Source organism: Streptomyces adustus (assembly GCF_009377175.1).
GTDB classification, from domain to species: domain Bacteria; phylum Actinomycetota; class Actinomycetes; order Streptomycetales; family Streptomycetaceae; genus Streptomyces; species Streptomyces adustus.
Window position 1 is genome coordinate 14,969 of sequence record NZ_VJZD01000042.1, and the last position, 12,473, is coordinate 27,441.

The following is a 12,473-nucleotide window of genomic DNA, read 5'->3' on the forward strand; positions in this document are numbered from 1 at the left end:
GGTGCAGTCCTAGACAGCTCCACCACACCGGAGGTCTTCGCCATGATCAAGCACCAGCCAGTGTCAACAACGCTCGTGATCAATACACCTAGGGCGCGTCCAGCACCGTGCCGGTCAGCACCGGTCCGTCGCCCGGTTCACCGGAGTCGTCGGCCCACTGGAAGCGCACCGACTCCTCGGGCTCGGCCACCCGGTCGCGCACGGTGGGCAGGCTCAGGTCCGCCGAGGTCCGGCCCGCGGGGAAGGTCACCCAGAGGTACAGGTGGTCCACCGCGGACAGCGGGCGCTCCGGGTCGGCGGACGCGCCGGTCGTGTCCATGAGCCAGGCCGGGTCCACGTCCTTGGTGGACAGCTCGGCGCCGCCGGACACCGGCCGCACCACGAAGGTGGCGTACGTGTCCGTGTCGGCGGCCTCCGACAGGGACACGCGCCAACGCAGCGGCTGCCCCTCGGTCACCCGGCCCGCGACCGCGGTGACCGACAGCTTCGGCATCGGGTCGTCGTTGCGCACCAGGATCCCGCCGTGGGGCGTGCCGATCACCGCGCCCCGGACGGCCTTCACGAACACGTCGTGCGAGACGTCGTAGGAGAAGCGCGTGTTGCCCTGCACCCGCACCCGTACGTCGATGTCGTGCCCGCCCGCCCGGACCGTCACCAGCCGGTCCTTCGCCTTCCCGGTGACGGGGTCGACGACGTAGACGCGCACCTGGCCGCTGCCGTGACCCGACACCCGTACCGGCACCCGGTAGGTGCGCACGCCGGAGTCGCCCTCGCGCACGGTGGTGGTGCCGAGGTCGACGCGCGGCAGCGCGGACGGGCGCACGGCCGGGGTGCCGGGCCGCCAGGCCCAGGCGTCCATCAGCCAGGCCCGGCCCGACCGGGTCCGCGGGGTGAGGCCGAGGGACTGCACCCGGCGCAGGTCGAGACCGGCTCGGGTGGCGGCCGTGAGCGGGACCCGTATCTCACGGGCCCAGTACGAGGAGGTCCGTTCCGTGCCCGGCAGTCCGTCGACGCCGACCCCGCCCAGCGTGGCGCGCCGGCCGGCGGCGTCGGTGACGGAGACGTCCAGCCGGGTGCCGTGGCTGCCGGGCGGCACGATCACGCGCAGCGTCAGCGCCTTCGCGCCGCTCAGCGAGACCGGCTTCGCGGGGCGCACCCGTACCGTGTGGCCGGCCGAAGACCAGCGCAGGGCCACGGCCCGGCGGCCCTTCTCCCGGTCGACGTACCAGGGGACGAAGTGCGGCGAGGACCCCTTCGTGCCCATGCCGAGACAGGCCGCGGCCGGGTCGGGATCCACCGCCGAGCAGAGCGTCGCGCCGGACACCGTCACCGAGCCGTCCGGCAGGAACCCGGCACGCCGGTCACCGCCCACCGCGTGGGTCAGGACCCGGGCGGGATCCGCCGAGGGGGCCCGCCGTCCCGTGCCGTCGAGCAGCTGGCGCGCGCGGTCGTCACCGGCGACGAACAGCCGGGCCGCGGTGGCGATGTAGGTGGCGCCCGCGCGGTGCTGCTGGTCGGCGGTCAGCCGGGTCCGGGCGTTCGTCGAGCACACCGGGTCCGGGTGCTCGGGGTCGTCCCAGAAGTCGTCCTCGGCGGGTGCCGCGGCCTGTCCCGGGGTCCACTCGGTGTTGAAGAAGTTGTGGTCGGCGCCGACCACGTAGAGGGCGCTGTGCAGCGCGGCGCCCCGGCCGACACCGCGGGTGCCGTCGACGTACACCTCGCCCTGGAGGTCGGAGACGTCACCGTCGCAGCCCGGCAGGATCGTCGCCGAGGGCACGTCGGCCACCGGGTTCTGTCCGAAGACCGTGGGCCCGATCAGGACGGTGCCGCGGATGTGCCAGCGCACCGGTCCGCGATAGCCGTCCTGGGCGGTGGGCGGGGGGTAGAGACTGTCCATCGCGGCGCGGTTGACGCCTTCGCCGCCGCGCGAGTGGCCGACGAGCAGGACCCGGGACAGGTCGGCCCTCGGCGCCTGGCGTACCACCGCGGGAGCGCCTGCCGGGTGGGCGGCCCACTCGGCCCAGCGGGCCAGGTGCTGCCGGACCAGCGAGGAACGGGCCTGCGCGCCGCCGTCGTCGGCGGCGAAGTCCTGGCCGTTGATGCCGTTCGCGGACACCGACACCGTCACGTAGCCCTGGGACGCGAGGAGTCGCTGGTCGCGCAGATAGCCGCGGTAGCTCGGGATCGGCTTGGCACCGGCCCGGCAGGGCCAGTCGCCGGTGACGTCGGCCCCGGCGTAGCAGGTGGCGTGACGGCCGTGCAGGAACAGCGCCAGCGGGCGCTTGCCGACGGTGCCCTTCGGCGCCACCACCACGGCGCGCATCTCGACCGGTGCGGCGAAGCCGGGCAGGCGCACCGGGGCGAGGGCGTACTCGCCGGTGAGCGTGCGGTACGGGCCCGGCCTGCCGGGGTCGACCGAGCCCGCGGGGAGCGGGGCGGGCGGCTGCGCGGCGGCGGAGGGTGTCCCGCCCGGGCCGACACCGGGCGCAACGGGCGTGCCGGGTCGGCCGGGTGCGGTGGTGCCGTCGGACGTCGTGGGTGCGCCGGACCCGGTGGGTGCGTCCAGTCGGCGTCCCCCGGCCCGTACCTGGAGGTCCGTCAGATCGGTGGCGCGGGCGTCGGCCAGGTCCAGCCGGAACGTCCTGCCGTCCCGGTCGGCCGACGGCACGCCGAGCAGCCCGTCCGCGGCGTGGAACTCGACGCGCGCGTTGCCCATGGGCACGGGCACGGACGACTGCCAGACCAGGGCGCGTTCGTCACCGGCCCCGGTGAGCCGCCAGCCCGGTGGCAGCCCGTCGTCGGACACGGCCGCAGTCGGCCGTGCCTCGTGGGTGGGTCGGGCCTGTGCCAGTCCTGGTGATCCTGCCAGTGCCGCGAGCACCGCCAAGGCGGCGACTGCGGTTCGCCGGGCACGGAACAATGTTCCCCTCCTTCAGCCTCGTGCGCGGGCGTCCCGTCCGTAACGGGGGCCCCTCGCCTACCGAAGGAGGGCAAAGAGAATCTGTGGGTTGCCTGTGTTGTGTGATCCGATGCGGCAACGGACCGGTTATCGGCCATACATGACCGTTTCCCGGTGGTCCCTCAGTGCCAGGCGCGGAAGGGCTCGTCGAGCAGCTGGAAGACGGGCTCGCCGCGGACGGGGTCCTTGGCCGTGGACAGCCGCACGCGGTCGCCGCTGTGGATGCCGATGAGCGGTCCCATCACCCGGCCCCGGACGACGAAGCCCTCGGCCATCTCGACGAGCGACACGTTGCGCGCGGCGGGGGTGTTGCGGTGCACCACCGTGGCGTGGCGCACGGTGCCCGTGCCCTCGCTGCGCTCGGTGCGCAGGTCGCCGCCCTGGCACGCCGGACAGAGCAGCCGGTGGTACATCGCGGTGCCGCACCAGGTGCAGCGCTGGTAGAGGATCGTCTCGGTGTTCGCGGCCGCCGGTTCGAGCACGCCCGTGGCGGAGCCGGTGCCCTGCTGAGCCGCGCTTCCTGAGTGGTGGTACACGCTGTCAACTCCCTGCGCCAGGCCGGAAACCGCGTGCCCGGAACGCCCGGGCACGCCTGTGCCCCGGTTCGTCGTGCCACCGTGCACGGCCACAGCGTATGGCACTGAGTGTCACCCGTAAAGGCACTCGGTACCCCAAAAATGCGGGGGATCAGTCGCGGGCCAGCGTGGTCTCGATCTCCTGCACCACGCGCCACAGGGGTGCCCCGCGCCGGGAGACGACCACGACGACGTCCTCCTGGTCCCCGGCCGGGCGCTCGGCGGCCGGTCCGGCCGGCCCGGCGAAGGCCTCCTGGACATGGCCGAGGGCGTGGTCGACCGCGGCCCCGGCGTCGTCCTTGCCGTCCGAACGCAGCCAGGAGCGCAGCGCGTTGTTGTGCGCCGCGACCACGGCGGCCGCGATCACATCGGCCCGCAGCGTGCCGTCCGGGCGGCCGGCGAAGCGTGCGCGCAGATACGCGGCCAGGGCGCGCTCGTAGCGCCACACCACCGACAGCTCGTACGCCCGCAGGCCCGGCACCTGCTTGGTGAGGCGGTAGCGCTGCACGGAGAACGCCGGGTTCTCGGCGTACATCCGCAGCACGAGCCGGGCCGCGTCGCAGACCCGGCGCACCGGTTCGTCCTCGTCACCGCTCGCGGCCAGGAAGGCCGTCATGTCGGCCAGGCAGCGCTCGTGGTCGGGGAAGACCACGTCCTCCTTGGAGGGGAAGTAGCGGAAGAACGACCGTCGGCCCACCCCGGCCAGCGCCACGATGTCGTCGACCGTCGTCTGTTCGTAGCCGCGCTCCAGGAACAACTGGAAGGCCGCCGCGACCAGGGCGTCCCGCATGGGCGGCTTGGCGGCCGCCTCCTCCGCCTTGTCACTGGAGCTCATGGAGGGGAACGTAGCACCTGGTCCGCCGTGATGGCACTCAGTTCCCTCCCGTGGGGGAACTGAGTGTCCCCCGTGAAGGCTTCGCGACCCGCGGCGTAATCTTCCTGCACCGCAGGACACCCACTGCGCCGCAGCTCACCCGCTTCCGAGGAGATCCCGGCATGCCCGCCGCCCGCCCCCGCGTCCTCTATGTCACCGATCTGGCGTACCCGGCCCGCGGGCGCCGCTACTGCGACGAGGACATCCTCCTCACCGCGCGGCTGCGCGCGGACTTCGACCTGGCCCTGTGCCATCCGTGCGACGCCGCCGCCCTGATGGAGGCCTTCGACGCCGTCGTGGTCCGCAACAGCGGCCCCGTCCTGGCGTACCAGGAGCAGTACGACGCCTTCCGCGAGCAGGCGCTGCGCGCCGGCACCCGGGTCTACAACCCGCTCACCGGCCGGGCGGACATGGCCGGCAAGCAGTACCTCCTCGACCTGAGCGCGGCGGGCCTGCCCGTGATCCCCACCGTCGATCGCCCGGCCGACCTGGGGCTGCTGCCCGAGGCCGCGCACTACATCGTCAAGCCCAAGCTCGGCGCCGACTCCATAGGCCTGCGCACGGTCACCGCCGACGAGCTCCCCGGCCTCGTCGACGGCACGGTCCTGGTCCAGCCGCGGATCGACTTCACGTACGAGGTCTCCTTCTACTTCGTCGACCACGACTTCCAGTACGCCCTGTACGCCCCGGACCCCGACCGGCGCTGGGAGCTCAGGACGTACGAACCCACCGGTGCGGACCTGGAGTTCGCCCACCGCTTCATCGACTGGAACACCCTCGACGCCGGCATCCAGCGGGTCGACGCCTGCCGGGCACCCGACGGCCGCCTGCTGCTGGTCGAGCTGGAGGACCTCAACCCCTATCTCTCCCTCGACGCCCTCGACGAGACACGGCGGGACGCCTTCGTGGCCGCGACGGCGCGATCCCTGCGCCGGTTCCTCGCGGGCTGAACCCGGGCGTCGGCGCGCGCGTATCACTCCCCGGGGGCCCCGAGGTACCGAAGGAGAGCAGCGTGCCGACACCGCCCGAGCCCGGCGAGCCGTACGACCGCCCGGTCCTCGAACCGATCCGGGTCCTGCGCCCCCGCCGCACCGACGCGCTGGCGGACCTCTTCCGCGAGATGACGCAGGACGCCGCCTACGAGTCCGTGCCGGTGCGCGATGCCCCGGCCGAGGAGGAGACCCAGGAGCTGCCGCCCTTCCACGACCGGGCGGCACCGGGGAACGGCGGTCTCCGCGACCGGCCGGCACCGGGGAGCGGCGGTCCCGGACGGCGCGGCGAGGGCCGGGGCGACGGCCTGTGGCAGCGCCGTGCCGCCGTCGCCCTGGGCGTCTGCGCGGCGGCCCTCGTCGGCTTCGCCGGCGCCCTCCTGCTGCCCCGCATGAACGACGCCACCGCGGCCGCGCCCGCCCCGTCCGCCTCCGCGCCCGCCCCGACCGCCGCGGCGTCCACCGACCCCGACGGCGCGGGCACCCTGCGCGAGGGCGACTCCGGCCCCGAGGTGACCGACCTCCAGCAGCGCCTGCTGCGCATCCCGAACGTGTACGACCACGGAGCCACCGACGGCAGCTACGGCGCCGACCTCACCGCGGCGGTGGCCCGCTTCCAGCTCTGGTACGGCATCCGGGGCGACGAGTCCGGCGTCTACGGCGACGACACCCGCCGTGACCTGGAGGCACGCACGAGCGGCGGCTGACGGCCGATGAATCGAACGCCGGGCAACGACTGAGAAAAGTGCCGTGATCGGAGGGCAGGGGCGGGCTCACGATGATCTCGGGGGCCGACGCGACGGGGCGGCCGGCCCGCCTCGAACGAAAGCCGTTGCGATGACCGGCTCCCGCATTCCGGGCCTGCTGCTGCCCACCGTCTTCCTGCTGGCCCTCGTCGTGGGCGCGTACTGGTACTGGAAGCACCGCGACGACGACTGACCGCGCGTCCGATGCGGTCAGCGAGCGGCGGCAGCGGCGTGCTCGGCGAGTGCCTCCGTGACCGCCCGGACGCTGCGCGCGATGTGCTGGAGCTGCATGACCTCGGCCGCGTACAGCTTGATCGTGTGCTCGATGACCGACTCGGGCAGGCCCAGCCGCGGCAGATCGGCGCGCGCGGTCTGGAGCGCGGTGCGGGCGACCCGGATCTCCTGCTGGACCTGGATCGTCGCGTGCCGGGCCAGGAGCACGGGGTGGCGCAGCAGTACCGGGTAGCTCGCGTAGCGGGCGGGGACGAGTTCCCGCAGCCACTTGGCCGCCGAACGTTCCCAGTCGTAGCTGCCGGGCGTCTTGACCTGGCAGGGCCAGTCCGGGCTGATGCGCGTCGTCGTGAGAGTCATGATCATCGCTTCCGGGTGTGCGGCGTCGGGACGGGTGGTCCGACGAGGTGGGGCGGCTCCGGTCCAGGGGACGACCGGAGCCGCCACGGGCGCGCGCAGGCGACGCCCGACCGCGCCCCGGCGCCGACGTGGGTAGGGACGGCGGGCTCGGGGCGGGTGCGGCCGTGAGCAGTATTTATATATGCCGTCTGCTTTTCAAGATGCATGAAAACATTCATGCGCGATCTGTTCTGAATGATCCGGGTGTGACGCCGTTTGACCATGGCGGACGTCCTGTCGTGCCGGGGCCGCCGTCACTCCCGCAGGAAGAAGTGGTGCTGCTCGGAGATCTGTTCGTACTCCTCAAGCCGCGCCTGGGTCCGCTCGGGTCCTGCGTCCGTCATCGCCTGGAGCAGCGCGGCGGCCAGCACGCCCGGCGCCGCGTAGGAGTCGAAGACCAGCCGGGAGCCGGTGCCGGTGGCGAAGGTGACGTCGGCCTCGTCGGCGAGCGCCCCCAGCGCCAGGTCGGTGATCAGCGCGACCCGCAGCCCGGCACTGCGCGCGACCCGCAGCGCGGCCAGGGTCTCCTGCGCGTGCCGGGGCATCGAGAAGGCCAGCACCCAGGTGCCGCCCGCCGCACGGGACTGGAGCAGCGCGTCGTAGGCGACACTGCCGCCCAGGGTCACCAGCCGAACGTCCGGATGGACGCGGCGCGCCGCGTACGCGAAGTACTCGGCCAGCGACACCGAGATGCGCAGCCCGAGCACCGTCAACGGCGACGACTCCGACAGCGCGCGGCCGATCTCGATGACCCGGTCGGGATCCGCGAAGTCGCGCCGCAGGTTCTCCAGGTTCTCGATCTCGGCGTCCACCGCCGCCTGGAGCTCGTTGCCCCGGTTCACCTCGTCCGCCGCCGGACCGCCGGCCAGGGTGCCCAGGGCGATCGCCTGGAGCTTCTCCCGCAGGGCGGGGTAGCCGCTGAAGCCCACCGCGGCCGCGAAGCGCGTCACCGAGGGCTGGCTCACGCCGACCCGGTCGGCGAGGTCGGTGATCGACAGGAAGGCGGCCTCGGTGATGTGCTCGATCAGATACTGCGCGATACGCCTCTGCCCGGGAGACAGATGGGGCCCGTCGAAGAGCTCCCTGAGCCGGGAGGTGGGGGAGACCTCCGCCTGCGGGTCGGTCTTCCCGGACGTGATCGCCGATGCCTGTGCGCGCGCCTGCTGCAACGAGGGGGCCGGCGCGTCTTCTTTGTCTCCCACAGACACTGAACATAGCTCACCCACCGCGGTGACCAGGGATTGTGGAGCAGGCTCCGGGGCCTTCGACATCCGTGGGTGAGGGCCGGGCGCACCGCGGGCACCCGACGCCGAGGAACACCGACCCCGAGCAGGCAGGTGAAGACGCATGGGTGCGCTCAGCGCATGGGAACTGACCCTGGAACGCCACTGGGAGGCCCTGTGGGCCCGCGTCGTGGGCAAGGAGCCGATCGAGCTGCTCGCCGCGCTGCGCCGCGAGTGCGACGACCACGCCGTGGTGTGCAGCGAACGCCTCGTCGTGGTCCCCAACGCCTACGACGTCGAGCTGGACGCCACGGTCCACGACGAACTGACGCGCCGGGACAGCCAGGTGGGTCAGGCCCTCACCGACAGCCTGGCCCGGCACGCGGACCGCGAGGGCTACGCGTGGGCGGGGCCGCTCACGGTCCGGGTCGTGCGGTCCTCGAACGTGCCCAACGGCCGCTACCGGGTGGCCAGTCGGGCGACGGCGCACGTCGGCGCGGAGGCGGTCGCGGACGCACCCCGGGACCGTCAGCGCCGGTAGATCGTGATCGAGTGACCGACCTCGTCGATCTCACGGCTGCTGTGGATCAGCGCGGCCAGCCGCCCCGTCGCCTTGGCCACGGCCGAGTCGGACACGACCAGCAGCCCGCGGACCTCGTCGGCGGGCCGCTTGCGCGGATCCGCCGCGTGGATGCCGTAGTACGACGGCACCCCGCTGCCCTTGTACACCAGCCAGACCCGCTTGCCCCCGTAGCGCTCGCGCAACCGGTCGGCCAGCGCGCCCAGGTCCTGGCCCCAGTCCACGTTGGAGTCGTGCAGCCGCAGATGGGTCTTGGCCGGCCCGCCGAACGCCTCGTTGGAGTACGGCAGGTAGTACGGGTACGTGTGCATCGAGCTGGCCGCCACGAACAGCACCAGCGCCCACGTCGCCACCGGCGTCCACCGCAGGCGTACCGTCAGGGCGCAGCCCGCCGCCACCGCCAGGAACACCGGCATGAACAGCGCGTAGCGGGTGCCGAAGTCCCGCGAGCCCAGCATGGCCGCCGCGAGCAGCACGGCCGTCGGCGCGAGCAGATAGGGCGCGGCGGGCCGCAGCCGTCGTACCGTCACCAGCGCGAGCGCGCCCGCCGCCCACAGGGCCAGCATGCCCAGCGGCGTCTTCACCAGCAGCGCGGCGGGCAGGTAGTACCAGAGCGGGCCGGAGTACAGCCGCCCGAACAGGAAGCCCTTCCAGGGGGCCTTCTCGAAGGCGAACTGGATGCGCATCCCGTCCCGGTAGGCGTCCGGGAAGGGCATCAGGCGCACCAGGAGGCCGTGCAGGCCGTGCGCGGCGGGGATGTGCTGCTCGGGCGTCCACCGCAGCCGCGGATCGACCGCCAGATACGTCGCCCACACGACGGCGACGGCGGTCAGCGCCAGCACGGCCGCACCCGCGCAGGCCCCCAGGAGCGCGCCACGCCGGCCCGCGCCGAGCCACGACCGCGCGCCACGCCGGGCCGGGGGAGTGGTGGGGCCCGCGGGCGGCACGTCCCGCCGACGGCCGTGCCACACCCACACGGACCCGGCGGCCAGGGCCATCAGCACCGGGACCGCGGGCAGCGCGGACATCTTCGTGGCCAGCGCGGCGCCGAGCGCCACCCCGGACAGCGGCAGCCAGAGCCGGGGGCGTCGCCGGGCCCGCCACACCAGCCAGACCGAGGTGACCAGGAACCCGGTCACCGGGAGATCGAGCGTGGCGAGCGACCCTTGCGCGATCACATCGGGGGAGAAGGCGTACAGCGCGAGCGCCGCGACCGCGCCGCGCGCCCCGACCAGGTCCCGGGCGAAACCGAACACGACCAGACCGAACAGCAGGGTCAGCGTGATCACCGGCAGTCTGGCCCACAGCATCAGCCGCCAGGGGTCGTTCCCGGACTCGTACAGCAGATGGCGCCCGACCTGGCCCTGGTCACCGCTGAAGGCCAGGTCGACCCGCGGATCGGCCACCGCCACACCGACCGCGACGATCAGCTTGCCGAGCGGCGGATGCTCGGGGTTGTAGCGCAGCCGGTGCTCGTGCAGGGAGACCGCGGCCGTGCCGACGTACACCGGTTCGTCGATGGTCGGGGTCTGCCGTAACGCCGTGCTCACCATCGCCACGGCCATCTGGGCCAGCAGCACGGTCACGACCAGCGGCAGCAGCAGGCGCCGGTGCCGCCGCAGCCACTGTCGAAGCTTCGCCGCCGTGGCCGGCCCGGCGGCTTCCGGGCCGGTGGGTTTCTCACGGTCGAGCACGACCGTCGTCTCTTCGCTCGCCATCATCCGTCCCGGGGTCCGCCCCGCGTGGGGTGGCGGGAGCGATCCTGAGCCGCCTCATGGACGTACTCTGCCTCAGCTCCCGCCCCGCAGGACGGCACCGCTTCAGGAGTCGTACCGACAGACTTTCCGCCGTGTGGACAGGTACGGCCCGCGACGGGCCGGGGTTCAGCTCCCCACGGTCGGACCGCCCGCGCCGCGCCCGCGTGACGAGCCCACCTGCGTACCGTGCCACGCGATGTTCGCCCGGTGGACGCCCGCACTCCCGCCCGCGCTCATCTGCTTCCTCTCCTCCCCGAAGAAGCTGGCCGTGAGCACGGCGACCTCCGCACCGAAGGGCCGAGCAACCATGCATCTTCCCTACCAGCGCGGCCCGTTGCACGACCTGCCCGACAGCCCGCAGGCGTACGACGCCGTCCTCGCCGACGTCGTGGAGCAGGCGCTGGCCCGGCTGACCCCGGACGGCAGCCTCGAACACCCCGCAGGTGGCGACGACATCGGCGACACCTCGCTCGGCGTCACCTCGCTGCTGGCGCTGGCCTGGCAGCGCTCCCGGGACCCGCGCCTGCCCGCGGCGGTCGGCCGCAGCCTCGCCTTCCACCTCCGCGAGCGCGTCTACCGCGAGGACAACCCCGGCTATCCCAACCTCCGGCGGAGCGACACCCGACTGCCGTACGCCCGCTATGTCCTGGAGCCCGGCGCGCACCCGATCGGCGACTGGCCGAGCACGGTGTGGGCGCTGCTCCAGGCGGTGAACGTGCTGGACGCGGCGGACGGGCTGGTCGCCGACGCCCAGCGCGCGCAACTCCGCGACACCGCGCACGGCTACTGGCACCGGCTCACCGAGGCGACCTTCTTCAACCCGCAGGAGGCGGGCAACCAGGCCATCGGCTGTGTCGTGGGCGGACTGATGCTGGCCCGCCATCTCCCGCCGGAGCAGGGGGAGTCGGTGCGTTCACGCGCGCTCGCGCTCTACGCCGACGAGATCCGCGCCCACCGGGTGCGCGACCGGGGCGCGCTGCTGCCCCCCGAGCACCGCGGCGCGTACGACAACAACTACGGCCCGATCTCCCTCTCCTTTCTCGCCCAGGCCCACCGGGTCAGCGGTGCGGAGATGTTCGCCGAGGACGGGGACGCGCTGGCCCGCTACCTCGACGCCCGGCTGACCAACGGCGGCTTCGACATCGGAGGCCCCCGCTACAGCGAGCAGCACTCCGGCTTCGAATCGGTCCTCGGGCTGCGCTACTTCGGCCGACGCATCGGCTCCGACCTGGGCCGCTACCGGGGCGACAGCCGCTGGGGCCGTCATGCGACCAGGGCCGACGGCGGTCTCGACGGCCACTTCGCGTTCATGCTGGTCTGGCAGATCCAGGACCCTACGCGCTGGCACCGCACCCCCGCCGCCCCGACGGCGCGGCATCAACTACGCGCGGGCACCGTCTCGGTGGCCTTCGACGACCGGATGACCCCGGCGCTCGTCGAGGCGGCCGGCACGTACTGCCTGGCCGCCGTCGTGAACCGTCAGCACGGCTTCGGACCGGTGCTCGACGGCTTCCTGATGTGCCGTCCGACGGGCGAGGTCCGCGTCCGGGACGTGCGCGTGGACGGCCTGACGGCCAAACTGGTCACCCAGCCGGTCGTCGGCCGCGACCACGTCCTGCGCCATGTCCGATCCCTGTACGTCACCGACGGCACGAGCCTGTGGACGACGGTCGTCGTGCAGCGGCTGGACGGTACGCCGTACCTGCTGGCCGGGCTGCCCTACGCCGCCGACGACGGCGACCGGGTACGCAGGACCGCGCAGGCACGGGTGACGGGCGCGGGCCCGCTGCGGCTCACCCACCCCCGCACCACCGGCGTCGACCACTTCGACGCCCGCGCCGCGACCACGCAGGAGCAGGCCGCCTTCGCCCTGGCCGCCGACCCACGGGTGTACGGCAACCCCGACGAGGGCTGGCGGCACCTGGTGTCCTCCAGCGCGCTGGAGGCGGACCCGGCACCCGGCGCCCCGGAGCACCTGCACGTGTTCGCGGTGCGCTACGGCCCCGAGGGCCGCCCGTTCGCCCCCGTCTTCGCCGACGGCGAGACGGGCCTGACGGTCCGCACTGAGGCCTTCACCGCACTGATCGGGCAACCGGCGGGCGACGCGTCGGGGGAACCGGAGCTGACCCTGCGCGCGTGA

10 protein-coding genes are annotated in these 12,473 nt (G+C 73.5%); 4 read left to right on the plus strand and 6 right to left on the minus strand.

Features of this window, described 5'->3' with window-relative positions; all coding sequences use genetic code 11:
- Positions 1-88: 88 nt before the first annotated feature.
- The 3 genes from FNH09_RS13200 to FNH09_RS13210 form a co-directional block, all read right to left on the minus strand.
- Complete coding sequence (locus FNH09_RS13200; RefSeq protein WP_152887399.1) at positions 89-2,920, minus strand: alpha/beta hydrolase family protein; 2,832 nt, start codon at positions 2,918-2,920, stop codon at positions 89-91.
- A 161-nt stretch (positions 2,921-3,081) separates the two neighbouring features.
- Positions 3,082-3,495 (minus strand): zinc ribbon domain-containing protein, encoded by a 414-nt coding sequence (locus FNH09_RS13205; protein WP_162468520.1) that lies wholly within the window; start codon positions 3,493-3,495, stop codon positions 3,082-3,084.
- A 151-nt stretch (positions 3,496-3,646) separates the two neighbouring features.
- Positions 3,647-4,369, minus strand: coding sequence for a TetR family transcriptional regulator (locus FNH09_RS13210; protein WP_152887401.1), 723 nt, complete (start codon positions 4,367-4,369; stop codon positions 3,647-3,649).
- 161 nt (positions 4,370-4,530) lie between these two features.
- On the opposite strand from FNH09_RS13210, the gene FNH09_RS13215 reads away from it, so the two are divergent.
- Together FNH09_RS13215 and FNH09_RS13220 are read left to right on the plus strand one after the other, a co-directional pair.
- Positions 4,531-5,358, plus strand: a complete 828-nt coding sequence (locus tag FNH09_RS13215; RefSeq protein WP_152887403.1) for an ATP-grasp domain-containing protein — start codon at positions 4,531-4,533, stop codon at positions 5,356-5,358.
- A 62-nt stretch (positions 5,359-5,420) separates the two neighbouring features.
- Entirely contained in the window at positions 5,421-6,104 is a 684-nt protein-coding gene (locus tag FNH09_RS13220) for a peptidoglycan-binding protein (protein ID WP_162468521.1), read from the plus strand.
- 249 nt (positions 6,105-6,353) lie between these two features.
- Here the strand turns inward: FNH09_RS13220 and FNH09_RS13225 are convergent, their stop codons facing one another.
- The gene (locus FNH09_RS13225; protein ID WP_202919659.1) at positions 6,354-6,740 is read right to left on the minus strand and encodes a hypothetical protein; all 387 of its coding nucleotides are present in this window, start codon (positions 6,738-6,740) and stop codon (positions 6,354-6,356) included.
- 287 nt (positions 6,741-7,027) lie between these two features.
- Positions 7,028-7,975, minus strand: a complete 948-nt coding sequence (locus FNH09_RS13230; RefSeq protein ID WP_338017559.1) for a MurR/RpiR family transcriptional regulator — start codon at positions 7,973-7,975, stop codon at positions 7,028-7,030.
- Positions 7,976-8,120: 145 nt separating this feature from the next.
- On the opposite strand from FNH09_RS13230, the gene FNH09_RS13235 reads away from it, so the two are divergent.
- Positions 8,121-8,537: a DUF3662 domain-containing protein gene (locus tag FNH09_RS13235; protein WP_152887409.1), complete on the plus strand. Its 417-nt coding sequence runs from the start codon at positions 8,121-8,123 to the stop codon at positions 8,535-8,537.
- Here the strand turns inward: FNH09_RS13235 and FNH09_RS13240 are convergent.
- Positions 8,525-10,297, minus strand: a complete 1,773-nt coding sequence (locus FNH09_RS13240) for an ArnT family glycosyltransferase (protein ID WP_152887411.1) — start codon at positions 10,295-10,297, stop codon at positions 8,525-8,527. The genes FNH09_RS13235 and FNH09_RS13240 overlap by 13 nt on opposite strands.
- 343 nt (positions 10,298-10,640) lie before the next feature.
- On the opposite strand from FNH09_RS13240, the gene FNH09_RS13250 reads away from it, so the two are divergent.
- Positions 10,641-12,473, plus strand: coding sequence for a hypothetical protein (locus FNH09_RS13250; RefSeq protein WP_152887465.1), 1,833 nt, complete (start codon positions 10,641-10,643; stop codon positions 12,471-12,473).